The 26,635-nt window shown below is 58.7% G+C and carries 23 protein-coding genes; 14 read left to right on the top strand and 9 right to left on the bottom strand.

Features of this window, described 5'->3' with window-relative positions; genetic code table 11:
- Positions 1 to 121: 121 nt before the first annotated feature.
- The gene (locus tag AB4N44_RS06595) at positions 122 to 1,960 is read right to left on the bottom strand and encodes a sigma-54-dependent Fis family transcriptional regulator (protein ID WP_127928963.1); all 1,839 of its coding nucleotides are present in this window, start codon (positions 1,958 to 1,960) and stop codon (positions 122 to 124) included.
- 380 nt (positions 1,961 to 2,340) lie between these two features.
- Here AB4N44_RS06595 and AB4N44_RS06590 point away from each other — a divergent pair, with 380 nt between their 5' ends.
- The 6 genes from AB4N44_RS06590 to AB4N44_RS06565 are packed head-to-tail and all read left to right on the top strand — an operon-like array spanning position 2,341 to position 8,290.
- Entirely contained in the window at positions 2,341 to 3,435 is a 1,095-nt protein-coding gene (locus AB4N44_RS06590; protein ID WP_007912480.1) for an ABC transporter ATP-binding protein, read from the top strand.
- Positions 3,435 to 4,544 (top strand): ABC transporter ATP-binding protein, encoded by a 1,110-nt coding sequence (locus AB4N44_RS06585; RefSeq protein WP_460109637.1) that lies wholly within the window; start codon positions 3,435 to 3,437, stop codon positions 4,542 to 4,544. Before AB4N44_RS06590 ends, AB4N44_RS06585 begins: the two co-directional genes overlap by 1 nt.
- Positions 4,541 to 5,407: a carbohydrate ABC transporter permease gene (locus AB4N44_RS06580; protein WP_007912484.1), complete on the top strand. Its 867-nt coding sequence runs from the start codon at positions 4,541 to 4,543 to the stop codon at positions 5,405 to 5,407. Before AB4N44_RS06585 ends, AB4N44_RS06580 begins: the two co-directional genes overlap by 4 nt.
- 9 nt (positions 5,408 to 5,416) lie before the next feature.
- Positions 5,417 to 6,217 (top strand): carbohydrate ABC transporter permease, encoded by an 801-nt coding sequence (locus AB4N44_RS06575; protein WP_090284391.1) that lies wholly within the window; start codon positions 5,417 to 5,419, stop codon positions 6,215 to 6,217.
- A gap of 10 nt (positions 6,218 to 6,227) precedes the next feature.
- Positions 6,228 to 6,500, top strand: a complete 273-nt coding sequence (locus AB4N44_RS06570) for a DUF2160 domain-containing protein (RefSeq protein ID WP_007912485.1) — start codon at positions 6,228 to 6,230, stop codon at positions 6,498 to 6,500.
- A 47-nt stretch (positions 6,501 to 6,547) separates the two neighbouring features.
- Positions 6,548 to 8,290 (top strand): ABC transporter substrate-binding protein, encoded by a 1,743-nt coding sequence (locus tag AB4N44_RS06565; protein WP_064389298.1) that lies wholly within the window; start codon positions 6,548 to 6,550, stop codon positions 8,288 to 8,290.
- A gap of 234 nt (positions 8,291 to 8,524) precedes the next feature.
- Here AB4N44_RS06565 and AB4N44_RS06560 read toward each other — a convergent pair whose 3' ends face one another.
- From AB4N44_RS06560 to AB4N44_RS06545, 4 genes are all read right to left on the bottom strand, one after another.
- Positions 8,525 to 8,902 carry a type II toxin-antitoxin system VapC family toxin gene (locus tag AB4N44_RS06560; RefSeq protein ID WP_008083738.1) on the bottom strand — a complete coding sequence of 126 codons (378 nt, stop codon included), beginning with the start codon at positions 8,900 to 8,902 and terminating at the stop codon, positions 8,525 to 8,527.
- Positions 8,899 to 9,237, bottom strand: coding sequence for a type II toxin-antitoxin system Phd/YefM family antitoxin (locus AB4N44_RS06555; protein ID WP_224790125.1), 339 nt, complete (start codon positions 9,235 to 9,237; stop codon positions 8,899 to 8,901). The genes AB4N44_RS06560 and AB4N44_RS06555 overlap by 4 nt, the downstream gene beginning before the upstream one ends.
- Positions 9,238 to 9,494: 257 nt before the next feature.
- Positions 9,495 to 10,901, bottom strand: a complete 1,407-nt coding sequence (locus AB4N44_RS06550; RefSeq protein ID WP_460109640.1) for a heavy metal sensor histidine kinase — start codon at positions 10,899 to 10,901, stop codon at positions 9,495 to 9,497.
- Positions 10,898 to 11,572, bottom strand: a complete 675-nt coding sequence (locus AB4N44_RS06545) for a heavy metal response regulator transcription factor (protein WP_095048087.1) — start codon at positions 11,570 to 11,572, stop codon at positions 10,898 to 10,900. The genes AB4N44_RS06550 and AB4N44_RS06545 overlap by 4 nt, the downstream gene beginning before the upstream one ends.
- A gap of 443 nt (positions 11,573 to 12,015) precedes the next feature.
- Between AB4N44_RS06545 and AB4N44_RS06540 the strand changes: the two genes are divergently transcribed.
- The 8 genes from AB4N44_RS06540 to AB4N44_RS06505 all read left to right on the top strand — a co-directional run bounded on the left by AB4N44_RS06540 (position 12,016) and on the right by AB4N44_RS06505 (position 20,330).
- Positions 12,016 to 13,263: a TolC family protein gene (locus tag AB4N44_RS06540; RefSeq protein WP_134176547.1), complete on the top strand. Its 1,248-nt coding sequence runs from the start codon at positions 12,016 to 12,018 to the stop codon at positions 13,261 to 13,263.
- 49 nt (positions 13,264 to 13,312) lie between these two features.
- Entirely contained in the window at positions 13,313 to 14,509 is a 1,197-nt protein-coding gene (locus AB4N44_RS06535) for an efflux RND transporter periplasmic adaptor subunit (protein WP_460109642.1), read from the top strand.
- A 14-nt stretch (positions 14,510 to 14,523) separates the two neighbouring features.
- Positions 14,524 to 17,673 carry a CusA/CzcA family heavy metal efflux RND transporter gene (locus tag AB4N44_RS06530; protein WP_460109645.1) on the top strand — a complete coding sequence of 1,050 codons (3,150 nt, stop codon included), beginning with the start codon at positions 14,524 to 14,526 and terminating at the stop codon, positions 17,671 to 17,673.
- A 212-nt stretch (positions 17,674 to 17,885) separates the two neighbouring features.
- Positions 17,886 to 18,089, top strand: a complete 204-nt coding sequence (locus AB4N44_RS06525) for a co-regulatory protein PtrA N-terminal domain-containing protein (RefSeq protein ID WP_127928954.1) — start codon at positions 17,886 to 17,888, stop codon at positions 18,087 to 18,089.
- A 79-nt stretch (positions 18,090 to 18,168) separates the two neighbouring features.
- A complete protein-coding gene (locus AB4N44_RS06520; protein ID WP_127928953.1) occupies positions 18,169 to 18,501 on the top strand; it encodes a DUF2790 domain-containing protein in 333 nt (110 codons plus the stop codon).
- 389 nt (positions 18,502 to 18,890) lie between these two features.
- Positions 18,891 to 19,271: a DUF6124 family protein gene (locus AB4N44_RS06515; protein WP_127928951.1), complete on the top strand. Its 381-nt coding sequence runs from the start codon at positions 18,891 to 18,893 to the stop codon at positions 19,269 to 19,271.
- 289 nt (positions 19,272 to 19,560) lie between these two features.
- Positions 19,561 to 19,851 carry a type II toxin-antitoxin system TacA family antitoxin gene (locus AB4N44_RS06510; RefSeq protein WP_127928950.1) on the top strand — a complete coding sequence of 97 codons (291 nt, stop codon included), beginning with the start codon at positions 19,561 to 19,563 and terminating at the stop codon, positions 19,849 to 19,851.
- Positions 19,809 to 20,330, top strand: coding sequence for a hypothetical protein (locus AB4N44_RS06505; RefSeq protein ID WP_127928949.1), 522 nt, complete (start codon positions 19,809 to 19,811; stop codon positions 20,328 to 20,330). Before AB4N44_RS06510 ends, AB4N44_RS06505 begins: the two co-directional genes overlap by 43 nt.
- A 156-nt stretch (positions 20,331 to 20,486) precedes the next feature.
- Here the strand turns inward: AB4N44_RS06505 and AB4N44_RS06500 are convergent, their stop codons facing one another.
- The 4 genes from AB4N44_RS06500 to nuoM form a co-directional block, all read right to left on the bottom strand.
- Positions 20,487 to 21,674: an acyltransferase family protein gene (locus tag AB4N44_RS06500; protein ID WP_127928948.1), complete on the bottom strand. Its 1,188-nt coding sequence runs from the start codon at positions 21,672 to 21,674 to the stop codon at positions 20,487 to 20,489.
- A 179-nt stretch (positions 21,675 to 21,853) separates the two neighbouring features.
- Entirely contained in the window at positions 21,854 to 23,179 is a 1,326-nt protein-coding gene (locus tag AB4N44_RS06495) for an OprD family porin (RefSeq protein WP_460109650.1), read from the bottom strand.
- A 447-nt stretch (positions 23,180 to 23,626) separates the two neighbouring features.
- Positions 23,627 to 25,090, bottom strand: coding sequence for an NADH-quinone oxidoreductase subunit NuoN (gene nuoN / locus AB4N44_RS06490; RefSeq protein WP_007920173.1), 1,464 nt, complete (start codon positions 25,088 to 25,090; stop codon positions 23,627 to 23,629).
- A 7-nt stretch (positions 25,091 to 25,097) separates the two neighbouring features.
- The gene (gene nuoM / locus AB4N44_RS06485) at positions 25,098 to 26,630 is read right to left on the bottom strand and encodes an NADH-quinone oxidoreductase subunit M (RefSeq protein ID WP_016986254.1); all 1,533 of its coding nucleotides are present in this window, start codon (positions 26,628 to 26,630) and stop codon (positions 25,098 to 25,100) included.
- Positions 26,631 to 26,635: the final 5 nt, after the last annotated feature.

Raw genomic sequence — 26,635 nt, 5'->3', positions numbered from 1 at the left:
CTGAACGGGATGCTTTGAATCCATAATCGACTGGTTTTTTCAGGTCGATGTACAACGCCAGAAACCTCGGTCGGCTCCCTCTCCTGGGGGAGAGGGCTGGGGTGAGGGGCATGGGGTTCACTCAACCCTCAATCTGCCGCAACCGCTTGTAAAGCGTATTCCGACTCACCCCCAAACGTCGCGCCAGATGCGAAATATTGCCCCCGGAAGCCTTCAGCTCCCGGTTCAACGCTTCAACATCATTCAGATCCAGCCCCAACGGCGCCGCGCTCTCAACCGGCTCCATCTCCAGATCAACAAAAAAATCATCCGGCAAATGCTCAGGCCTGACCGGTTGCTCCTCAGCCATCGCCAGCGCCACCTGCATCACGCTACTGACCTGACGCAAATTCCCCGGCCACGGATGACGACTGAACAGCTCCAGCACCTCCTGACTCAACCCCGCCCACTGCGTCGGCTCACGATGCTGCTCCCACAGTCGTTTAAACAACGCCTCTTTATCACTGCGCTCCCGCAGCGGCGGCAGTTCCAGGGTCAAACCACCAATGCGGTAATACAAATCCTCACGAAACCGTCCCAATTGCACTTGTTCACGCAGCGAGCGGTTAGTCGCCGAGATAATCCGCAGATCCACCGCAAACAACTCGCTGCTGCCCACCGGCTGCACACAGCGCTCCTGCAATACCCGCAGCAACCGCGCCTGAGTCGGCAACGGCATATCGCCGATTTCATCAAGGAACAACGTGCCTTTGTCCGCCTTGCGAATCAGCCCGATGCTGCCTTTCTGATTGGCGCCGGTGAACGCGCCTTTCTCGTATCCGAACAATTCCGACTCGACCAGTTCGGCGGGGATCGCCGCGCAGTTGACGGCAATGAACGCCTGTTTGCTGCGTGAACTGGCCTGGTGCAGGGCTTTGACGAAGACCTCTTTGCCGACCCCGGTTTCGCCATGGATCAGCAACGGAATGTCTTTCTCCAGCAAACGCTCAGCCTGCCGCACGGCTTTTTCCACGCGAGCGTCGCCGAAGTGCAAGGTGTTGAGGCTGATCGCGGTGGGCGCGGCAGTTTTGGCTTCAACAGCAAAAACGCGCGGTTGAACCGACGCCTGCTTCGGCCGCTTCAACAAACACTGAAAACGGTTGCGCCCGGACGTCTGCAAGGCAAACGGCAACCCGTCCGGCTGATTGATCAACTCCAATAACGACACTTTGAACAGGCTCTCAACGCTGACCCGCGACAAACGCACGCCCAGCAGATTATCGGCACGGCGATTGGCCGACAGCACTTGACCGCTCTCATCAAAGATCAACAACCCCGCCCACTGACTGTCGAGGTTGTTCAACCCGGTGTTGAAGGTCAGTTGAAAATGCTGGCCATGGAACAGGTTGAGAATCAGCCGGTTCTCCACGGTCTGGCTCATCATCTTGACCATGCCCAGCGTGTGCGAGGGCGGCAGGTAGCTGTCGCTGGACACATCAAGCACCGCGATGACTTTGCGCTCGGCGTCGAAAATCGGCGCTGCGGAACCGGTCATGAAGCGGTTGGCTTTCAGAAAGTGTTCATCGTGTTCGATATGCACCGCTTGTTCACACGCCAGTGCGGTGCCGATCGCATTGGTGCCGCTGGTGCGCTCGACCCAACTTGCACCAGCCTGAAAACCCCGGGCCAGATTCGGCTCGATAAAGCGCTGCGTACCCCACGAGGTCAGCACCTGGCCTTGATTGTCGGCGAGCATGATCAGGCAGTTGGAATTGCTGAGGATGTTTTCGTAATAAGGCAGGACTTCCTGGTGAGTGGTCTGCACCAGCGAGTGATGGCTGTCGAGCAACTGCGCAATGCCGGCGGCGGGCAGTTGATCGAAGGCCGGCGTGCTTTGGTGGTCAAGACCGAACGCACGGCAACGTTGCCAGGAAGTCTGGACGATCGCGTCGTGGGACAGCGGCGGGGCAGGTGCGGCCATGGCAGTGGGCCTCTGATGCAGCGATTTTTATTGTTGTTATGAACCCGATTTTCGAAACCTGCACAGATTCCTGTAGGAGTGAGCCTGCTCGCGATAGCGGTCTATCAGACGGATTTGCATTGACTGACACACCGCTATCGCGAGCAGGCTCACTCCTACAGGGATCTTCCGTGTTTACGAGATCGGGCAAAAAGCGTTCATAGAGTGTTGTTCACTATTGTTCATTGTCAATCGCCCACTTGTTCAAATGTGTTCAGCAATGAACGCCCGTTGCCCACGCTTTCAACGATTTTCACGACAAATCAACCACTTGCCATTTCTGGCACGGAACTCGCTCCCGTGCACAGGTCGCTTGACTCCAATAATAAAAAGGCCGAGCCATGTCACTCACCCTGGAGCACGTCAGCCGTACCGTCGAGGGCCAGACCTGGATCGACGATGCGTGTCTGAAATTCGAACCCGGTTCGTTCAACGTTTTGCTCGGCCGCACCCTGTCCGGCAAAACCAGCCTCATGCGTTTAATGGCCGGTCTGGACAAACCTGACAGCGGCCGCATCCTGATGAACGGCGTCGACGTCACCCAGCGCCCGGTGCGCCTGCGCAACGTGTCGATGGTCTATCAGCAGTTCATCAATTACCCGACCATGACCGTGTTCGAGAACATCGCCTCGCCGTTGCGTCAGGCTGGTGTCTCGAAAGAAATCATCCATAGCAAAGTGCAAGAGACGGCGAAGATGCTGCGCATCGAAAAGTTTCTGCAACGCTATCCGCTGGAACTCTCCGGCGGCCAACAGCAGCGCACCGCCATGGCCCGCGCACTGGTCAAGGATGCCGAGCTGATTCTGTTCGATGAGCCGCTGGTCAACCTCGATTACAAACTGCGCGAAGAGCTGCGCCAGGAAATGCGCGAGCTGTTCAAGGCGCGCCACACCATCGCCATCTACGCCACCACCGAACCCAACGAAGCGCTGGCCTTGGGCGGCACCACGACCATTCTTCACGAAGGCCGGGTGATTCAGAGCGGCCCGTCGACCTCGGTGTATCACCAGCCGCAAACCGTGCTCGCCGCCGAATTGTTCTCCGAACCGCCGATCAACCTGATGCCCGGACGCATCGCCGGCAATGAAGTCAGCTTCGCCAACTTTGTGCACTTCCCGTTGAACGTCGATCTGCGCCCGGTGGGCGAGGGTGAGTTCCGTTTTGGCGTGCGCCCCAGCCACATCTCGCTGGTGCCAAGCAACGATGATGACCTCGAACTGGCAGTCACCGTCGAAGTCGCCGAGATCAGCGGTTCGGAAACCTTCCTGCACGTGCGCAACGAGCATTTCCTGCTGGTGCTGCACTTGCCCGGCGTTCACGAATACGACGTCGATGCGCCGATCCGCATTTACATCCCGACCCACAAACTGTTCGTTTTCGATGCGCAGGGCCGTCTGGTGCAAGCACCGGGCCGGCGTGTCGCGAGGGTTGCCTGATGGCCGAAATCCGTTTGCAGCACCTCGCCCACAGCTACAGCAAAACCCCGAGCGGCGCCGAGGATTACGCGATCCGCGAGATGGATCACGTCTGGGAGCAGGGCGGTGCTTACGCCTTGCTCGGGCCGTCGGGTTGCGGCAAATCAACTTTGCTCAACATCATCTCCGGCCTGCTCAGCCCTTCGCAGGGCCACGTGTTGTTCGACGGCAAAGCGGTCAACGACCTGACGCCGGAGAAGCGCAACATCGCTCAGGTTTTCCAGTTTCCGGTGGTCTACGACACCATGACCGTGTTCGACAACCTGGCTTTCCCCCTGCGCAATCAGGGCATGGCCGAGGCGAAAGTGCACAGCAAGGTGCAGGAAATTGCCGAAGTGCTCGACCTGCAAAACCTGCTGAGCAAAAAGGCGCGCAACCTCACCGCCGACGAAAAACAGAAAGTCTCGATGGGCCGTGGCCTAGTGCGTGACGACGTTTCCGCAATCCTCTTCGACGAGCCGCTGACGGTGATCGACCCGCACCTGAAGTGGAAACTGCGGCGCAAGCTCAAGCAGATCCACGAGCAGTTCAACATCACCATGGTCTACGTCACCCACGATCAACTCGAGGCCTCGACCTTCGCCGACAAGATCGCGGTAATGTACGGCGGCCAGATCGTCCAGTTCGGCACGCCACGGGAACTGTTCGAGCGGCCGAGCCATACCTTTGTCGGCTATTTCATCGGCAGCCCCGGGATGAACCTGATCGACGTGCAGCCGCAGCCCGGCGGCGTTGGTTTCGCCTCGACGCACCTGCCGTTATCCGACGCCATGCAGCGCCATATCGAACACGGCCAGTGGAAAAATCTGAAGGTCGGCATCCGCCCGGAGTTTATTCATGTCTGGGACGAGCCGTTTGATGACGCGATGCAGGCCAGGGTCGTACACGTCGAAGACCTCGGCACCTACAAGATCATGACCCTCGACCTCGACGGCGCGCCGTTGAAAGTACGTTTGGCGGAAGACAAACCGGTGCCACAGGGCATCGCGTACATCAGTTTTCCGGCGCAGTGGCTGATGGTCTATGCCGATGAGTTTCTGCTCGAAGCCGATGAAGAGGTGCAGCCATGAACAAGGTGCAGAACAACAAGGCCTGGTGGCTGGTGTTGCCGGTGTTCCTGCTGGTGGCGTTCAGTGCGGTGATCCCGATGATGACCGTGGTCAACTATTCGGTGCAGGACATCTTCGACCAGTCCAGCCGCTACTTTGTCGGCGCTGACTGGTACAAGCAAGTGCTGCTTGATCCGCGTTTGCATGACTCATTGCTGCGCCAGTTCATCTACTCCGCGTGTGTGTTGCTGATCGAAATTCCGCTGGGCATTGCCGTTGCGCTGACCATGCCGACCAAGGGCCGTTGGTCGTCGGTGGTGCTGATCATTCTGGCGATTCCGCTGCTGATTCCGTGGAACGTGGTCGGTACGATCTGGCAGATTTTCGGCCGCGCGGACATTGGTTTGCTGGGGTCGAGCCTCAACGCCATGGGCATCAGTTACAACTACGCGGCCAACACCATGGACGCCTGGGTGACGGTGCTGGTGATGGACGTCTGGCACTGGACTTCATTGGTGGCGCTGCTGTGTTTCTCCGGATTGCGCGCAATTCCCGACGTGTATTACCAGGCCGCGCGCATCGATCGCGCCTCGGCCTGGGCGGTGTTCAGGCACATTCAGTTGCCCAAGCTGAAGAGCGTGCTGCTGATCGCGGTGATGCTGCGCTTCATGGACAGTTTCATGATCTACACCGAGCCGTTCGTGCTCACCGGCGGCGGGCCGGGTAACGCCACGACCTTCCTGAGTCAGACGTTGACCCAGATGGCCGTAGGGCAATTCGACCTCGGTCCGGCAGCGGCGTTTTCGCTGGTGTACTTCCTGATCATCCTGTTGGTGTCCTGGCTGTTCTACACCGCCATGACGCACTCCGACGCCAACCGCTGAGGCCCGGCCATGAGCAAAAGAAAGCTTATTCCGTTGCTGGTGTACATCCTGTTCCTGCTGGTGCCGATCTACTGGCTGCTGAACATGTCCTTCAAGAGCAACACCGAAATCCTCGGTGGCCTGACGCTTTTCCCACAGGCCTTCACGCTGGCGAACTACAAGGTGATCTTCACCGATCCGAGCTGGTACACCGGTTATCTGAACTCGCTGTATTACGTGAGTTTGAACACGGTGATTTCCCTCAGCGTGGCGTTGCCGGCGGCCTATGCGTTTTCCCGCTATCGTTTTCTCGGCGACAAGCACCTGTTCTTCTGGCTGCTGACCAACCGCATGGCGCCGCCGGCGGTGTTTCTGCTGCCGTTCTTCCAGTTGTATTCGTCGATTGGCCTGTTCGACACGCATATCGCCGTGGCGTTGGCGCATTGCCTGTTTAACGTGCCATTGGCGGTGTGGATTCTGGAGGGCTTCATGTCCGGCGTGCCGAAAGAAATCGACGAAACCGCCTACATCGACGGCTACAGTTTCCCCAAGTTCTTCGTGAAGATTTTCATCCCGCTGATTGGCTCGGGCATCGGCGTCACGGCGTTTTTCTGCTTCATGTTTTCCTGGGTCGAGCTGCTGCTCGCGCGCACGTTGACCTCGGTGAACGCCAAGCCGATCGCCGCCGTGATGACGCGCACGGTGTCGGCGTCGGGTATCGATTGGGGCGTGCTGGCGGCGGCGGGGGTGTTGACCATTCTGCCGGGCATGCTGGTGATCTGGTTTGTTCGCAACCACGTGGCCAAGGGCTTTGCCCTCGGTCGGGTCTGAGGAGCTGATGATGGAATGGATGAGTTGGACCACCCCGACAGCCGCATTCTTCATCGTCATCGGCCTGATTCTGGTCGGCATGACCACGTGGGAATTGCGTTCGCCGAGCATCCTGCGGCGAGGTTTTCTGCCGATTGCCACCACCCGTGGTGATCGTTTGTTTATCGGTCTTCTCGGCAGCGCCTACCTGCATTTGCTGGTGATCGGCGCCACCGACTGGAGCATCTGGGTGGCGTCCGCGTTGTCCCTGGTGTGGCTGTTGGCTGTGATGCGTTGGGGCTAGTCGAGTCGTTCGGCAACGCGGCTCCACAACTTAAACAGGAGGTCTCTATGTTCGACAAAAACAATAAGCTGCGACATAGCATTTCATTGGCAGCCATGCTGGCACTCAGCGGTTTGAGCGCATCCGCCTGGGCCGATGCCTACGAGGACGCGGCGAAAAAATGGATCGGCAGTGAATTCAAACCGTCGACCCTGACGGCCGAGCAGCAACTCGAAGAACTGAAGTGGTTCATCAAGGCCGCCGAGCCGTTTCGCGGCATGGACATCAAGGTCGTTTCCGAGACCCTGACCACCCACGAATACGAGTCGAAAGTGCTGGCCAAGGCCTTCAGCGAAATCACCGGGATCAAACTCACCCACGACCTGCTGCAAGAAGGCGACGTGGTCGAGAAAATGCAGACGGTGATGCAGTCCGACAAGAACATCTATGACGGCTGGGTCAACGACTCGGACCTGATCGGTACGCACTTTCGCTACGGCAAGACCGAATCGATCACCGACCTGATGGCCAACGAAGGCAAGAACTTCACTTCGCCGACGCTCGATATCAAGGACTTCATCGGCATCTCGTTCACCACCGCGCCGGACGGCAAGATCTATCAACTGCCCGACCAGCAATTCGCCAACCTCTATTGGTTCCGCGCCGACTGGTTCGAGCGTGCCGACCTGAAAGCCAAGTTCAAGGAAAAGTACGGCTACGAATTGGGCGTGCCGGTGAACTGGTCAGCCTATGAAGACATCGCCAAATTCTTCAGCGAAGACGTCAAGGAAATCGACGGCAAACGCGTTTACGGGCACATGGATTACGGCAAGAAAGACCCGTCGCTGGGCTGGCGCTTCACCGATGCCTGGTTCTCCATGGCCGGTGGCGGTGACAAAGGCATCCCCAACGGCTTGCCGGTGGACGAGTGGGGGATTCGTGTCGAGGACTGCCACCCGGTCGGCTCCAGCGTGACCCGTGGCGGCGATACCAACGGCCCGGCGGCGGTGTTCGCCACCACCAAATATGTCGACTGGCTGAAGAAGTACGCGCCACCGGAAGCGGCGGGCATGACCTTCTCCGAGTCCGGCCCGGTGCCGTCGCAGGGCAACATTGCGCAGCAGATCTTCTGGTACACCGCGTTCACCGCCGACATGACCAAACCGGGGCTGCCAGTGGTCAACGCCGACGGCACGCCGAAATGGCGCATGGCGCCATCGCCACGCGGGCCGTATTGGGAGGAGGGCATGAAGCTCGGTTATCAGGACGTGGGTTCGTGGACGTTCATGAAATCCACGCCTGAAAAGCAGAAACTGGCGGCGTGGCTGTACGCGCAGTTCGTCACCTCGAAAACTGTCTCGTTGAAGAAAACCATCGTCGGCCTGACGCCGATTCGCGAGTCGGACATCAACTCGCAGGCGATGACCGATCTGGCGCCGAAACTTGGTGGTCTGGTCGAGTTCTACCGCAGCCCGGCCCGCGTGCAATGGACCCCGACCGGGACCAACGTGCCGGATTATCCGCGTCTGGCGCAACTGTGGTGGAGCCACATCGCCGAAGCGGCCAGCGGCGAGAAGACCCCGCAACAGGCACTGGATGGTTTGGCCAAGGACCAGGACGCGATCATGACGCGCCTCGAACGCTCCAAGGCCCAGGCCGTTTGCGCTCCGAAGATGAACCCGGAGCGCGATGCCCAGTACTGGTTTGATCAACCGGGCGCACCGAAACCGAAACTGGCCAACGAGAAGCCGAAAGGTGAGACCGTGAGCTACAACGAACTGCTGAAATCATGGGCGGATGCGCGTAAGTAACAGCTGAAATGTGAAAGGCGAACGGCACCGGAAGGTGCCGTTTTTTTTGGCGTCTGATCTACCGCAATCGCGAGCAGGCTCACTCCTACAGGGGATTGAGGCGTACGCATCGCTTGTGAACGACACAAAAACCTGTAGGAGTGAGCCTGCTCGCGATTGCGGTGTGTCAGACGAAAAAGATATCGACTGACCCGCCGCCAGCATTGATGTGTGCCGGTACTGGATGTGTCTTGATCAGACCAGAACAGCCAGATCTGTGTAACGAGCAACCAAAGCATCAGCCGTGAGTAACTTCATCGGTTCGGTCATTGCTGTGGCCACGATAATGCGGTCAAACGGATCGCGATGATGGTGCTCAAGATCCTTCACGGCGATGGCGTGCTCTGCAGTCACTGGCAGTTCGATAAAGCCACTGTCGAGACAATATTGGCGGACTTCTTCCAGATCAACATTCAGCTTGCCGAGCCCGACCTTGATTGCCATTTCCCAGAAAGTGGCGGCGCTGATGTAGATTTCGGCGGCGTTCTCAATCAATTTTCTGGCTTTGCCGGACAATCTGGCGTCATCACTGAGCGTCCAGAGCAAAATATGCGTGTCGAGCAGAAGCCTCATGCTTGAGTGCCCTCAAATGTATCAAGCATGTCATCGGGCAATGGTGAGTCGAAATCGTCGGGCAACACCAGTTTGCCTTTCATTGCGCCAATACGCTGAGCGCTGGGTTTTCCTACGGGAACGAGGCGAGCCATCGCCCGCCCATGCTTGGCAATCGTGATGACTTGGCCAGCAGCGGCATCATCTACGAGTTTGGATAAATTGTTTTTGGCTTCAGCCAGCGGAACGATGATCATCAGCTCACCCCTGTATTCTGGACAAATATAGCCAGAATATTTCAACGCTGCCAAACCATAGACTTCCTCAGCCCATTCGCAAACGATATCCCTGTTCATTTTTAGCCTCTCGTCGGTATTCCATCTGCCAAGGCCTCCACCATAGAGCTATCTACTCAAAACTGGCTGTAGGACAAAACGGAGGTTGCGGCGAGAGCTTTCGGCGTTTGTGTGGGGACGGGAGCAAATCGGTAAAAAATCGTACAAAAATATCGACCGACACGATGTCCGAAAATCTATGTAGGAGCTGCCGTAGGCTGCGATCTTTTGATCTTGATTTAAAAACAAGAGCAAAAGATCGCAGCCTGCGGCAGCTCCTACACGGATGATTCGGGGGTGGGGAAGCCCAGCCGGAACACGGTCATCGCCCCCGGCAAGCTCTTTACCTCCGCCACACCCTGATGCAGGCTCATGATCGAGCGTACGATTGCCAAGCCCAACCCGGTGCTGCCCTGCGACCTGGAGCGGCTGCTGTCGACGCGGTAGAAGCGGTCGAACAGATACGGCAGATGCTGCGCCTCAATCCCGGCGCCGGGGTTGCTGACCAGCAGGGATGCCTGCGCTGCGCTCTGCTCAATCAGCAACGTCACGGTTTTCCCGTTCGGGCAATGACGCAACGCGTTGGACAGCAGATTGGAAATCGCTCGCTGAATCATCAACCGGTCGCCCAGCATCGAGGCACTGCCAAGCACATTCAAATGAATATCCTTGTCCTGCGCCGACAACGAAAACATCTCCGCGACCTTCGCCACTTCAACCTCCAGCGCCACCGTTTCAAACGGCGCCAGCGCCGACGGATGACTCACCTGCGCGAGAAACAACATGTCCGAGACAATCCGCGCCACGCGCTCCAGCTCCTCGGTGCACGACACCAGCACATCCTTGTATTCCTCCACCGAGCGCTCGCGCGACAGCGTGACCTGCGCCTTGCCCATCAGATTGTTGATCGGTGTGCGCAGTTCATGCGCCAGATCATCGGAAAACTGCGACAACTGCTGCACCCCGGCATCCAGCCGATGCAGCATGAAGTTGATGCCTTGCGCCAGTTCGCTCAGTTCCTGCGGCATGTTCACCACCGATAGCCGATGTTCCAGGTCCTGGGTCGAGACCATCGCCGCCACTTTGCGAAATTCGCGCAGCGGTGCCAACCCACGCTGCACCGCGCCCCAGGCCGTCAGGCCGATGAATACCAGCAGCAACGGCAAGGCAATCAGCGTCGAGCGCAGGTAGGCGCTGAGCAAAGCCTGATCGTGGGCGTTGTCCATCGACAGCAGCACCGGCACGCTGCTGCCGTCCTTGAGACGAATCAGCTTCGAAGCGGTGAGGAATTTCGCGCCTTCAGCATCCAGGCTGTCGGAATACGCCAGTTGATCAGTGGTCGCGCGCACTGCTTTCAATTCAACCCGTGGATCAGTCAGACCTCTACCCGATTTGAGCAGCGGCGAGCGCAGGTTCAAACGGTCATAAATCGTCAAAGTCAGGTTGTCATGGCCCATGACCTGATCGAGCAGGATGTGCGGTTTACCGCTGATTTCATTGGCATCGATGTACAGCGACAGGCTGTGCTCCACCTGCGCCATCTTCTTTTCCAGGCTGTCTCGAGATAGCGCATTCAGTTCATGGGTCAGAGCGAAGTAGGCGAGGATCGCCAGAAACACCACCAGCAGCGCGCCGAGAATACTCACCGTCAAACCGAGGCGCATCGACAGGCTGGCGGGCTTCATTCCCGCGCCTCCAGCACATAGCCGACACCGCGCAGGGTGTGGATCAGTTTGCTGTCGAACGGGTCGTCGATCTTCGCCCGCAAACGGCGGATCGACACTTCGACCACGTTGGTGTCGCAGTCGAAATTCATGTCCCACACCAGCGAGATAATTTGTGTGCGCGTCAGCACTTCGCCGGACTGGCGCATCAGCAGGTGCAGCAGGGCGAATTCCTTGGTGGTCAGGTCGATACGCTGTTGCCCGCGAAACGCGCGATGGCGGCCCGGATCGAGTTCCAGATCGGCCACTTTCAACACCTGCGGCACCGGGATGTTTTCGCTACGGCGCATCAATGTGCGCACCCGCGCCAGCAGTTCGGGAAACTCGAACGGCTTGACCAGATAATCATCGGCGCCCAGATCAAGGCCACGAATCTTGTCGGCCAGACGCCCGCGCGCGGTGAGCATCATCACCCGCGTCGAATGGGTGCGACGCAACTGTTCCAGCACACCCCAGCCGTCGAGTTCCGGCAGGTTCACGTCGAGAATGATCAGGTCATAGGCCTGCTGTTGCGCCAGATGCAAACCATCGGCGCCAGTGGCGGCGTGGTCAACGACATAACCACTTTCGGTCAAACCCTGATGCAAGTATTCGGCAGCTTTAAGCTCGTCCTCGACGACAAGGATTCGCATGATCTATCACCACTTTTATTTAATGGATATTTAATTAAGGTGGCCGGGAAAGTTATTGTTTTTGTAGGGGCTTCCGGATGGCGTTGTCTGTCTTGCAAGTAATCTCCTACAGGGATTTCTCACTGCGCAGGCGTGCACGGTAAAGGCTGAAGTGGCTACAGAGTCAACGCGTGATGGCTTTAAATCGGCCACTCGCGACAGTCTGTCGCAGCAGAAAAGCCAAAACCTGCGTGGCTTTGATCCCGGCAAGTGCTGTTCAGCGGATAACTACGGTGTATTTGTTTCGATGTATTACGGCAATGCCCTTTGCACTTCGCATCCTAGAGCAAAACAACTTCTGCAAACCGTGGATAACGGATTTGTAATGTTTCAGTCACCTTGTCGATAAGTTCAAAACCCTACCGTGGCGGCATCAAAGATTCTTCAATAAAGGAAGTCTTCCAGTGCCCGGTTTAATTGAACGGACGGCGCGATCACGCCTGCAAAAAGCCGTCAGCGGCATGCTCTTGTTGGCCAGTGCGAGCCTGGCCAGTGCCTCGACCCTGACCCTCGATCAAGCCCTGCAAAGTGCCTTCGCCGGCAACCCGGAACTGGCCGCTGCGCAATGGGAAATCGGCATCGCCGAAGGTGACCGCCAACAGGCCGGCCTGATCCCCAACCCCGAAGTGTCGTGGGAAGCCGAAGACACTCGCCGCGAGTCGCGCACGACCACGGTAATGCTCAGTCAGCCGATCGAACTGGGCGGCAAACGCGGTGCACGCATCGACGTCGCCAGCCGTGCGCAGGACGCTGCCGGCATCGAGCTTGCGCGCAAGCGCAATGCCTTGCGTGCCGATGTGATTCAGGCGTTCAACAGCGCGCAGACTGCGCAGCAACGCTTGCAGCTATCCCGGCAGTCGCTGCAATTGGCCGAGCACGGTTTGCGTGTGGCGCAGGGGCGCATCGAGGCGGGTAAATCGTCGCCGGTCGAAGGCACGCGGGCGCAAGTGCAGCTCTCGGAAGTGCGCCTGGAGCTGAGCCGCGCCGAACGCGATCAGGCCAATGCCTATCAGCAGTTGGCGCAAGTCATGGGCACACCGTTGCCGACATCGACCAAGGTGCAGGCACCCACGCAAAGCATGCCGGCCGTTCCTCCACCGACAAGATTGCTCGAACGTCTGAACGAGACCGCCGAACTGCGTCTGGCCAAGTTGCAGATCGATCAGCGTGAAGCGTCATTGGGCCTGGAAAAGTCCCAGCGCATTCCTGATCTCACCGTGAGCATCGGCAGCCAGTACAGCGAAACCGAGCGCGAGCGGGTCAACGTGGTCGGGCTGTCGATGCCGATTCCGTTGTTCAACCGCAATCAGGGCAACGTGCTCGCCGCCGCTCGCCGAACCGATCAGGCGCGGGATCTGCGCAACGCCACCGAGCTGCGTTTGCGCACCGAAGTCCAGACCAGCCTCGAGCAATGGCAGACCGCCAACGGCGAAGTCACCGCGTTCAACCAGACCATCCTGCCCGCCGCGCAAAGTGCGGTCGACAGCGCCACGCGCGGGTTCGAAATGGGCAAGTTCGGCTTCCTTGATGTGCTCGATGCGCAACGCACGTTGATCAGCGCCCGCAGCCAGTACATCCAGGCCGTCAGCGAAGCGACCGACGCCCGCGTACGCATCGAACGGATCTTCGGCGACCTCAGCGTCCGCCCTTGAATTTCACTTTTCAGACAACTGCGCGCAGGCACGGCGCAGAGGAGTTTCCATGGATAAAAAACTGATGGTGGTCGCGGTGGCGACATTGGCACTGGGCATTGGTATCGGTTCGATGTTGCCGGGCAATGCAACAAGCATCGATGCCCACGCCGATGAGGCTGCCGAACATGCCGATCACGCTGAAGAAGGCGCAGCCGCGGACGGCGAACATGGCGAAGAAGGGCACATCGAATTGAGTGCCGAGCAAATCACTGCCGCCGGCATTCAACTGGCCGAAGCAAAGCCGCAAAACATCAGCCGCGGCCTGCCATTCCCCGGCGAAGTGCGCTTCGACGAAGACCGCACCGCCCACGTCGTGCCGCGCGTGCCGGGCGTGGTCGAGGCGGTGGCGGTCAACCTCGGGCAAACGGTGAAAAAGGGCCAGTTGCTGGCGGTGATCGCCAGTCAGCAGATCTCTGATCAACGCAGCGAACAAGCCGCCGCGCAACGTCGTTTGGCCTTGGCGCGTACCACCTACGAGCGCGAGAAAAAACTCTGGCAGGACAAAATCTCCGCCGAGCAGGATTTCCTCCAGGCGCGCCAGGCACTGCAAGAGGCGGAAATTGCCGTGAGCAATGCGCGGCAAAAGATCAGCGTACTCAGCGGCAGCGTGGTCGCCACCGGCGGCAATCGCTACGAATTGCGCGCACCGTTCGACGGCGTGGTGGTGGAAAAACACCTGACGCCGGGCGAGGTGGTCGATGAAACCACCGCGGCATTCACGCTCTCGGATCTGTCGCGAGTGTGGGTCACGTTCGGCGTTTCACCGAAGGATCTGAACAAGGTTCAAGTAGGCAAAGCGGTCACCGTCAGTGCCCCGGAGTTGAACGCGGAAGTCACCGGTAGCGTGGCTTACGTTGGCAGTTTGCTCGGCGAACAGACGCGCACCGCAACCGTACGCGTGACGCTGGAAAACCCGCAAGGCGCATGGCGCCCCGGTCTGTTCGTCACCGCGCTGGTGGCTACCGATAGCCGCGAAGCGAAAGTCGCCGTACCGGAATCCGCGATCCAGACCGTCGAGGACAAGCCCACGGTATTCGTGCGTACCGACGACGGTTTCGAAGCTCGCGCGGTTGAGCTGGGTAGTCGCGCAGGCGGCCATGTGGAAATCACTCAAGGGCTGGAACCGGGCGCGCAAGTCGCCAGCGCCGGCAGCTTCGTCCTCAAGTCGGAGCTGGGCAAAGCCTCAGCCGAGCACAGCCACTGATCTGGAAGACTCCCATGTTCGAACGCCTGATCCAGTTTGCCATCGAGCAGCGCATCATCGTGCTGCTCGCCGTTCTGCTCATGGCCGGCCTCGGCATCGCCAGTTATCAAAAGCTGCCGATCGACGCCGTGCCCGACATCACCAACGTCCAGGTGCAGATCAACACCGGCGCCGCCGGGTTCTCGCCACTGGAAACCGAGCAGCGCATCACCTTTCCGATTGAAACCGCGATGGCCGGTTTGCCGGCACTTGAACAGACCCGTTCACTGTCGCGCTCGGGCCTGTCGCAAGTCACGGTGATCTTCAAGGACGGCACCGACCTGTTCTTCGCCCGCCAATTGGTCAACGAGCGCTTGCAGATCGCCAAGGAGCAATTGCCTGAAGGCGCGGAAGCGGTGATGGGGCCGATTTCCACCGGGCTCGGCGAGATTTTTCTGTGGACGGTCGAGGCGAAGGAGGGCGCGCTCAAGGACGACGGCAGCGCGTACACACCGACCGATCTGCGGGTGATTCAGGACTGGATCATCAAGCCGCAGTTGCGCAACGTCCCGGGCGTGGCCGAGATCAACACCATCGGCGGCTTCGCCAAGGAATACCAGATTGCGCCGGACCCGAAACGCTTGGCCGCGTACAAGCTGACCCTCACCGATCTGGTCACCGCACTTGAGCGTAACAACGCTAACGTCGGCGCCGGCTACATCGATCGCAGCGGCGAGCAGTTGCTGATCCGCGCGCCGGGCCAGGTGGCGAGCACCGAGGACATCGCCAACATCGTCATGGCCAATGTCGACGGCACACCGATTCGAGTGAAAAACGTCGCTAGCGTGGAAATCGGTCGCGAATTGCGCAGCGGCGCGGCCACGGAAAACGGTCGTGAAGTGGTGCTCGGCACCGTGTTCATGCTGATCGGCGAGAACAGTCGCACCGTCTCGCAAGCGGTGGCCAGCAAGCTGGAACAGATCAACAAGTCTTTGCCCCAAGGCGTGATCGCCGTGCCGGTGTACGACCGCACGCACCTTGTCGACAAAGCCATCGCCACGGTGAAAAAGAACCTCATCGAAGGCGCGATTCTGGTCATCGCGATTCTGTTCCTGTTCCTCGGCAACATTCGCGCGGCACTGATTACCGCGATGGTCATTCCGCTGTCGATGCTGTTCACTTTCACCGGCATGTTCAGCAACAAGGTCAGCGCCAACCTGATGAGCCTCGGTGCACTGGACTTCGGCATCATCGTCGACGGCGCGGTGGTCATCGTCGAAAACACCCTGCGTCGCTTGGCTCATGCGCAGCAGCATCACGGGCGTTTGTTGACCCGTGCCGAGCGTTTCAAGGAGGTGTTCGCGGCGGCGAAGGAAGCGCGGCGACCGCTGATTTTTGGGCAGTTGATCATCATGGTCGTCTATCTGCCGATTTTCGCGCTCAGCGGCGTCGAAGGGAAAATGTTCCACCCGATGGCGTTCACGGTGGTCATCGCTTTGCTTGGCGCGATGTTGCTTTCCGTGACCTTTGTGCCGGCGGCGATTGCGTTGTTCGTAACCGGCAAGGTCAAGGAAGAAGAGGGCGCGGTGATGCGCGGCGCACGTCGCGTTTATGCGCCGGCGCTGGCCTGGGTGATGAGTCATCGTACTGTCGCGGTGGGCGCTGCTTTGGGTGTGATTGTGCTCAGCGGTGTGCTCACCAGCCGCATGGGCAGCGAATTTGTGCCGAGCCTCAGCGAAGGCGATTTTGCCTTGCAGGCGCTGCGCGTGCCGGGCACCAGCCTGACGCAATCGGTGGACATGCAGCAGCGCCTGGAGACATTGATTCTGGCGAAGGTGCCGGAAGTCGAGCGCGTCTTTGCCCGTACCGGCACCGCTGAAATCGCGTCCGATCCGATGCCGCCGAATATCTCCGACAGTTACGTGATGCTCAAACCGAAAGATCAGTGGCCAGACCCGGGCAAGTCCCGCGAAACCCTGATGGCGGAACTGCAAGCCGCCGCCGCGACGTTGCCGGGCAGCAACTATGAACTGTCGCAGCCGATTCAACTGCGCTTCAACGAACTGATCTCCGGGGTGCGCAGTGATGTCGCGGTGAAGGTGTTCGGTGATGACATGGACGTACTCAACGCCACCGCTGCGAAAATTGCCGCCGCGATGCAGAAGGTCAACGGTGCCTCTGAAGTGAAGGTCGAACAAACCACCGGGCTGCCGGTGCTGACCATCAACATTGATCGCGACAAGGCTGCGCGATATGGGCTGAATGTCGGTGATGTGCAGGACACCATCGCGGTCGCGGTGGGCGGGCGGCAGGCCGGGACGTTGTATGAGGGCGATCGGCGTTTCGACATGGTTGTGCGTTTGTCCGATGCCATGCGCAAGGACATCGATGGGCTGTCGGCTTTGCTGATTCCGGTGCCTGCGGTCAATGGTTCGGCGAATCAGATCGGTTTCATTGCGCTGCAAGAAGTCGCCAGCCTCGACCTGGTGCTCGGGCCGAATCAGGTCAGCCGCGAGAACGGCAAGCGTCTGGTGATCGTCAGCGCCAACGTGCGCGGGCGTGATATCGGCTCGTTCGTCAGCGAGGCCGGCGAAGTGATCGAACGTGACGTGCAGGTTCCGGCCGGTTACTGGACCAGTTGGGGCGGCCAGTTCGAGCAACTGCAATCGGCGGCCAAGCGCTTGCAGATTGTCGTGCCGGTGGCGCTGCTGTTGGTGTTCGGATTGCTGTTCATGATGTTCAACAATCTCAAGGATGGCTTGCTGGTGTTTACCGGGATTCCGTTTGCCTTGACCGGTGGGGTCATGGCGCTGTGGCTGCGCGATATTCCGCTGTCGATTTCGGCGGGTGTCGGGTTTATCGCGTTGTCCGGTGTCGCGGTGTTGAACGGTTTGGTGATGATTGCCTTCATTCGCAATTTGCGCGAGGAGGGGCGTTCGCTGTCCGATGCCATTCACGAAGGTGCGCTGACGCGTTTGCGGCCGGTGTTGATGACGGCGTTGGTGGCGTCTCTGGGTTTCATTCCCATGGCGCTTGCGACCGGCACAGGCGCGGAGGTGCAGCGGCCACTGGCGACCGTGGTGATCGGCGGAATCCTGTCCTCGACGATCCTCACGCTGCTGATCTTGCCGGCGCTCTACCAACTCGCCCATCGCCGGGATGAGGACACCGTTCCAATTCAATAGTTAATCCCCCTGTGGGAGCGAGCCTGCTCGCGAAGACGATCTGTCAGTCAACAATGATGTGACTGAACCACCGCTTTCGCGAGCAGGCTCGCTCCCACAGGGGTTCCGTGCACTGATCCGGGAGATAACGGATATGTAATTTCCCCGCCACCGTGACGATAGGTTCGGATTGTTACCTTGATCCCGTCAGTTACTTAAACGAGGAATCAAAGATGAAAATCGTACAGATGGGTACTTTTGTTGTGGCGTTGGCGATCTCTTCCGTGGCCTTGGCCGAAGGCGGTGGCGACCGCACATTCGAGCGGATGATGACCAACAACGACCGTTCCATGGAGCTCTTCGTCGCCAAGGAAAAAGCCGCCGGCAACCCGGTGGTCGTCAACGACAAGAAAGATGACAAGACCCGCGATCTGTAAGCCTGCTGCATCTGAACAAGCCCGTTATCGCGCATCGATGCCGGGCTTTTTTTCAAGCCCGGACGGGAAGGAAATGGATATGAAAGTACTCAAGTTGATCGCATTCGCCGCTGTCATGGCGATGTCTGTGAATGTGCTGGCTGAAGGTGGCGGTGACCGGACCTTTGAACGCGCGCTCAGCGCCAACAGCAAAGCCATGGAACAGTACGCCGCCAACCAGGGCAAAGCGCCGCCGGTGGTGAAGGATTACGCGTATGGCATGAAGCTGGACGTGGTCAAAGTGGTGAGCGTGGTGAAGCCGCAGGCTGCGTGCAATGTCGTGCCCACCGCGATGACCTACGAGGATTCCAAAGGTCAGCTCAACACCATCAAGTACAACGTGATGGGCGTGTGTCGGAACGGCGGCAGCTGAATCTGTAACGTCTAATCGCGGTCCCCTGTAGGAGCTGCAGTATCACGATTCGTATTTCAATTCGTGATGTTTAAAGGTTGTGTGGGAAGTGCGGAACCTTCCCACAATGTTTTCAGGTTGTCCGTCGGACGTCAGCTCTCTAGCCTGTACGGGTCGCTGCCAATTCAGCGATCGGGATTGGAACCCCGGAGAACGTGTCAGCGCCAAAGCGTCTTTCATGACGTATGCTTGCTCACCTTCATGGTGTGCAGTCTGTTATGGCGGCTGTGCGCGGGAGACTTTCGAGTCTGCCGGGTTTCTCCGTTCCCCGGGTTCCAACCTGCGTACAGCTGCCACCCCTTCGCGTGGAACCGAATGGATCAGCTTCAACGTTATGAAGGAGAAATATCATGAAAAAGCCAACACCCAATCCCCCCGAAACAGACGTCACCCCTGACGCCACCTCAACATCCCCCTACGTCTGCGTTGAGACCAGAAAACTCCACGAAGCCGCCGACCGCGCCCTCGACTTCTACCTCAAACCATCAGCCGCCATCATGTCCGCGCCGTACATCCCCAACCAGATGTTCCTGGTCAATCCCAAAGCCGATACCGAATCATTACTGGCCAACGCCAGCGAATCGCTGTCGTCGGCCACGGTGATGCTCGGTGACTTCGCGGCGATGCTGGAAGGCACCCACCGCAAGACACTGTTGGGGATCGCGCAGGTCGTCATGCTTGGCGAGCTGGCGGTAAACAAAGCGCTGGATAACGTGGAGGTCACGACGTAGGCGAAGGTCCTTTGGCGGGGGGCTTTTTCTCGCAATAGATAAACAAAACGACCGTGTATCTGAAAGCTATACGCGTATATGCATTGGCTACACGGTCGGTATAGAATCGACTCCGAAGCCGCTCTCATGGTTTCGCACCTCAAACGTTAGATCTCACGTTAAGAGCATGGCCTAAACCTCTCCGGGCCACTCAAGGAGTCAGAAAATGAAAAATAAACAAAAGCTGATGTGCTAACGCCATAAGGAGGCTCCAGTTCCAGCATCACCTACCCAGATGGGAAACAGAACAATGTCCACAACTGAAAGTGTTGAAAAATCCAAACCCGTTCCAATCAACATGAGAGCGGACGAAAAGAAACGTAATCTGATCGATCTGGCGGCTGCCATGTCTGGTCGTGATCGCACAAGTTTTATCCTGGAAGCTGCCTGCCAAAAAGCTGAAGAGGTGATTCTGGATAAACGACTGTTCCTTCTCGACGACGGCGCATTTGACGCATTCGAACAGGCTATTGAAGCCAATCCGGCTCGAGGTAACGAATGCCTGCACCAACTGCTCGCACGTCCAAAACGTTGGAGTTGACCGCCCCCGAGAAGCTGAACGACCGACACGAACTCGATGCCTTCGATTCTGGTGAGGTGACCATTGACCAATACCTGCTGAGGAAGGCGCGAAAAGCCCAATCCACCAAGCAGGCTGTTGTTTACGTCAGTTGCCTCAAAGGTACGTCGAATGTGATGGCCTATTACACGCTCTCCAGCGGATCAGTCGCCCGTGCCAGCGTCATGCCGAAAAGCAGTCAACGCAATTCGCCCAGTGTCCATCCGGTAACTCTATTGGGGCGTATGGGCGTGACACGGGAAGCTCAGGGCCAGGGCTTCGCCATCGATTTACTGCAAGATGCTATTGAAAGAGCTCTCAACGCGTCTCAGTCGATCGGATCCAGCGCAATAATTGTTCATCCCTTGAATGATCGGCTGTCGAGCTTTTATATCAAGTACGCAGGGTTCATTCCGTGCCCCGATATTTCCCCTATAACCCTGATGCTGCCTTTACGCTAAAGCCTGGTTTAATCAACTACCCGCTAGGTTGTCTCGATAGCGGGTTGATTATGTCGCGACCGCAGAGCAAAAAAAGGCGACCTGAAGGACGCCAAAAGATTCACCTCTTACCAAAGGAGCGCGGCCCTGTGCAGGGGCCGCGTTTCTGCCTGAGCGCTATTTGGCTGGCAACGGCGCCGCATCCACAACGGCCGGCACTGACGCGGCCTCATGGTTCAGTTTGCGTCGGGCAATCTCTGCGCCGCGCAGACGCAGCGGCGTTTCGATAAAGCGGTAATTGAGTTCACTCAAGATCACCAGCACAACCACCGACGTGACGATCAGCTCAAGGGTAAAACGCCCATCCAGCGGCACGCCCTGACTGGCGGCTACGCGCGTCCAGATTTCGGTGCTCAGGTGATTGGTAAACACGTGGATCACGTACAGGCCATACGACCGCGAGCCGAGCCACTGCATGAAACCGCGCATGAACTGCGGGCAATAGATGTAGCCTTTCTGGTAACTCGCCAGCCAGACAATCACGACCGCGATGATCGCGACCATGCCCACGGCAATCGGCAGGGCAATCAGTTGTATGGCCACGGCGCCGAGCATGTAGAGCAGAAACAGCGTGCACAGCAGCGGCTTGAATGGCCCCTTAGCCAATCCGAGCGGTTCTATCTGCTGATAGAGGCGGCTACGTGTGAACAGGCACAGCAGAATTCCCCAGAGCATGGCGTCGAGGCGGAAGTTGGTGAGCATGGTGCTGGCCGGGGTGCCGAACGGGTTGCGGTCCAGACCGAACTGCAAGGAAATCAGCGCGAACAGGGCAATGACCCGCCAGCGCGGCGCCGTGATAAACAACAGAAAAAACGGCAAGACGAAGTAGAACTGCTCCTCAAGCGCCAGACTCCAGTAGTGCGGGCTGGAAGCCAATAGTGAGCCGTAACCATGTGCCAGGTTTGCGCTGAAGGTCGCAACAGCGGTGAAGCTGCGCAGGTTGTCGAACCACGAACCGAAGGCGTTCGACTGGTTGAACACGAGAGAGAAGCACAGCGGTATAAGCATCCACAGCCAGGCTGTGGGCAAGAGACGGTAGGCGCGCCGCAACCAGAAACACGCGGCGGCCAGACCAAACTGACCCTGCGCGCGGTGCTTGTCGAAGTAGTCCAGATAAGCCTTGCTCACCACGAAACCGGAAATGCAGAAGAACAGGTCCACCCCGGTCCACGGCATGAAAATCGAGAACATCCTCAGCAGCGTGTCGGTATGGAACGGCAGCATCATGGTGACATGGCTGAAAAAGGTCAGGCCGACGGCCGCGCCTCGCAGGTACTCGATTTCCAGGTTCTTGCGGCTACTCATCGGTCCCTCGTTATTCTTGTTGTTCAGCGCAGGTGAAGATGGCAGGTGGCCGGCGCTGCGGTCAAGCCAACGATGGCTTTGTGCAGAGCAAAAAAAAGCGCCCCGAAGGACGCCAAAAGATTCACCTCTTACCAAAGGAGCAAGGAGCTTCTAAAGGTGAATTTGCATCGACCATGCAGTCAGAGAATGGCCAGTGGGTACTCGACAATCACTCGCACTTCCTCCAGGTCCGACTCGAACGCCGTGGCGCGGGTGGTGGCCTGGCGCAGGCGCAGCGAGAGGTCTTTCATCGAACCGCTCTGCACCACGTATTTGACTTCCACATCGCGTTCCCAGCGCTTCTGATCGGTCAGCGGATTACCCTCGGCATCGCGGCGCATGTACACGGCGTTGGCGTTGGAATAATCGGCGTCGGTGCCGCGCGCGTAACGGGTCATGAACGACAAACCGGGTACGCCATAAGTGCTCATGTCGAGGTCATAACGCACCATCCACGAACGTTCTTTCGGCGAGTTGAAGTCGCTGTACTGGATGGAGTTGTCGAGGAAGATCGAGTCGGACTGGCGCAGGTAATCGAAGTCGTCATTACCGTTGTTGCGCTGGTGGGAGAGGGCGACGGAGTGGGCACCAAGCTTGACGCCAACGCGGCCGCTCCAGATGTTGTTGTCGAACTCGCCGAGCAGTTGTTTGCCCTCATCGACGGCTTTGTAATAGTTCAAACCACCGAACAGCGACAGGTCTTCGGACAGCGGATAGGTCCAGGCGGTGCCTGCGTAGTACTGATTCCACGCATCCTTGAGACGGCTGGAATACAGGCTGAAACTGAGATTTTTGTTCAGCACGTAATCGCCGCCACCATAAGCGATCCACGGCGAGTTGACCGGGCCTGCGTAGAACGTCGCGAAGTTCTCGCGCATGTCGCTGGACACCGGTTGGCTCATCGCGTGCAACCGGCCACCCTGCACCGACAGACCTTCGATGCTGGTGTTGGTCGCCGTCACCCCGCGAAAACTTTCCGGCAGCAAGCGCGAGTCGCCCGCCGCGACCATCGGGTTGGCCGGGAACACATCACCGACCTTGACCACCGTATCGAACGCCCGGATTTTCGCAGCGCCGCCGACCTTGGTGTATTCGTCCCGCGCCTCGCCGTCGCTGTTGACCGGCATCACATCAAACGAACTGCGCCCACCGTTGCGGCCGTCACCGGTGTCGAGTTTCAGCCCGATCATTGCAAACGCATCAACACCGACCCCGACGGTGCCTTGGGTGAAACCGGATTCGAACTTGCTGATCACGGCATGCGCCCAAGCCTCGGAGTAACCGTTGCCGGTTGGGCTGGACTGGCCGTTGCGATGATCACGATTGAAGTAGAAGTTGCGGTTGAGCACTGTCAGGCTGCTGCCTTCGACAAAGCCTTCAGGCTTGTCTTCAGCAAACACCGTGGACGGCCCGGCGCCGACCACCACCGCTAAAGCGGCCATCGATATTTTTGTAGGGTTAACCATCAAACACTCCTTGGGTTCGGCAGAACGGGAACGTGCTTCGGCGTGGGTTTTATTGTTCGGCGGGGCAGGGCCCGCCGGCATGGTCGCCGGGTGACATCGTTGCAAGCTGCGGATAACGCCAAGGTGATGAGGGAATTACAATTTCGTCATGTGGTTATATGAATTGAGTGAACGCCACACAAACCTGTGGGAGCGAGCTTGCTCCGGGCGGCGTTCCGACGAAAGCGGAGTGTCAGCCAATCAAGATGTTAAAAGTGCCTACGCCTTCGCGAGCAGGCTCGCTCCCACAATGGTTTTTGGGTGTGCCCGGAGTTTGTGAGCGACGCACAAACCCGGGGAGGCGGGCGCGCCTGCGATGAGGCCAGCGCAAGTGTTCAAGATGTTAAATCCCACAAAAACAAAAACGGCACCCGAAGGTGCCGTTTTCATTTCTAGCCAGCCAAGCAATCAGCCCGCCAGACCCGCCTGCTGAACCAGTGTCAGCAATGGCTGCGGGTACACACCCAGGAAGAACGCGACCAGGGCGATGGCCAGCAGCATTACGCCGCCTGCCTTCTGTTCCCAGTGCAGCTGGGCGTCGTGGCGACGCAGGTTTGGCTCGATCAGGTACAGGGTGACCATCACGCGCAGGTAGTAGAAGACGCCGATGGCGCTGCCCAGCACCAGCGAACCGACCAGCCACCATTGGTGCGATTCAACACCGGTAGCGATGATGTAGAACTTGCCGATGAAGCCCGCGGTCAGCGGGATACCCGCCAGCGACAGCATCATCACGGTCAGCACGGCGGTCAGGTACGGACGACGCCAGAACAGGCCGCGGTATTCGTACAGGGCATCCGCGTCACGGCCGTTGTACGGCGAGGACATCAGGGTGATCACGCCGAAGGCGCCGAGGCTGGTGATTACATAAGTCACCAGGTACACGCCGATGGCTTCCACCGCCAGACCCTTGCTCGCCACCAGTGCGATCAGCAGGTAGCCGAAGTGCGCGATGGACGAGTAACCGAGCAGACGCTTGAGGTTGCTCTGGGTCAGGGCCAGCAGGTTGCCGAACAGGATCGAGGCGATGGCGATAACAGTCAGCACGTCGCTCAGTACGCCACTGCTCGCAGCAGGGGAGATCTGGAACAGACGCACCATCACCGCAAACACCGCAACCTTGGAAGCGGTCGCGAGGAACGCCGCCACCGGTGCCGGAGCACCTTCGTAGACGTCCGGCGTCCACAGGTGGAACGGTACCAGCGACAGCTTGAACGCCAGACCGATCAGCATCATGCCCAGACCCAACTGAGCCAGCGAGCTAGGCAGGCCAGTCGCAGCCAGAGCCTGACCGATACCGACGAAGCTCAGCGAACCCGAGTCGGCGTACAGCAGCGCCATACCGAACAACAGGAACGCGGAACCGGCGGCCGACAGCACCATGTACTTGATGCCGGCTTCCAGCGAACGCTTGTTGAAGAAGGCGTAAGCCACCAGACCGTAGACCGGTACCGAGAGCAGTTCCAGACCGATGAACAAACCGGCCAGGTGCTGCGCGCTGACCAGAACCAGACCACCGGCGGCGGCCATCAGGATCAGCAGGTACAGTTCTTCACGGTTGCCCGGGTAGCCCGAGCCGCCATCACCCAGATAGGCGTGGGCGAGGGTGACGCAGGCGAGGGTGGCGACCAGGATCAGCGCCATGTACAGGCAAGCGAAGGTGTCGATCTGCAGCAATGGGGTCACGGCCAGAGGCGCGACTTTCAGGGCTGGCAGGATCGACAGCAAGGCCAGGTTCAGACCGGCGACCGAGATCAGGAAGGTCTGCGAGTGGTTGCGGCGCCAGGCGATTGCCAGCATCACCACGATAATGGTGAGGCTGGTGATCAACAGTGGCGCAAGCGCAATAAAGTGTTGAATCGTGAATTCCATAGCGCTCTTACCGGGCCGAAGCGAGTTGAGTGAAGGCGGTGCCGAGCCACTGCTGCACGCCATGCATCGTGGCGGCAGAAGTATCGAGGAACGGTTGCGGGTAGACGCCGAGGTAAACCAGCAGCACCGCAAGGCCCAGCACCATGATCAGTTCGCGAGCGTCCATACCGTGCAGGATCGAATCCGATTTCGACGGACCGAAGTAGGCACGGTGGATCATGATCAGCGAGTAGACCGAACCGAACACCAGACCGGAAGTGGCAATCGCAGTGATCCACGGCCAGCTTGCGAAGGAGCCGATCAGGATCAGGAACTCACCGACAAAGTTACCGGTACCCGGCAGACCCAAGGACGCGGCTGCAAAGAACAGGCTGATCGCCGGCAGGTAAGCGATACGCGACCACAGACCGCCCATCTCACGCATGTCACGAGTGTGCAGACGCTCGTACAACTGACCGCTGAGGATAAACAGTGCCGCCGCCGACACACCGTGCGCCAACATCTGGATCACTGCACCTTGCAGCGCCAGTTGGCTGCCGGAATAGATGCCGATCAACACGAAACCCATGTGGGAAACGGACGAGAAGGCAATCAGACGCTTGATGTCGGTTTGTGCGAAAGCGAGGAACGCGCCGTAGAAGATCCCGATCAGACCGAGGGTCATGGCGATCGGCGCAAACTCGGCCGAAGCATTCGGGAACAGCGGCAGAGCGAAACGCAGCAGACCGTAGGCAGCGGTTTTCAGCAAGATACCGGCGAGGTCGACGGAACCGGCGGTCGGCGCCTGGGCGTGGGCATCAGGCAACCACGAGTGGAACGGTACGACCGGCAGCTTGACCGCGAAGGCGATGAAGAAGCCGAGCATCAGGATGTACTCGGTGGTCATCGACATCTTGGTTTTCAACAGGTCGGCGTAGTTGAAAGTAATCACGCCAGTGTTGTTGAAGTTGACCAGCACCAGACCGAGGATCGCCACCAGCATGATCAGGCCGGAAGCCTGAGTGAAGATGAAGAACTTGGTTGCCGCGTAGATCCGGGTTTTCTTGCCGTCCGAAGAACTGTGACCCCAGAGCGCGATGAGGAAGTACATCGGCACCAGCATCATTTCCCAGAAGAAGAAGAACATGAACAGGTCGAGGGCGAGGAACACGCCGACAACGCCGCCCAGGATCCACATCAGGTTCAGGTGGAAGAAGCCAACGTGACGTTGAATCTCTTTCCACGAGCAGAGTACCGAGAGGATACCCAGCAGACCGGTCAGCAGGATCATCAACAGCGACAGACCGTCGAGGGCCAGGTGCACGTTGATGCCGAAGCGCTGGATCCAGACATGCTTGAACTCAAGCGCCCAGGTCGGATCGGCGCCAGGCGCCGGCGCAAATGAATAGTCACCGTGGGCCCACAGCCAGAGGCCGAGGGCGAGTTCCAGGGTCATGGTCAACAGCGCAATCCAGCGCGGGAGGGTAGCGCCGAAGCGCTCACCCATCCAGCACAGCAGGCCGCCGATGAAGGGGATCAGGATTAGCCAAGGCAGAATCATGACGG

The organism is Pseudomonas sp. S3_C06 (assembly GCF_054667675.1).
Note: the sequence above shows the minus strand (reverse complement) of the source record. Positions and strands in the feature narration are given on the sequence as shown.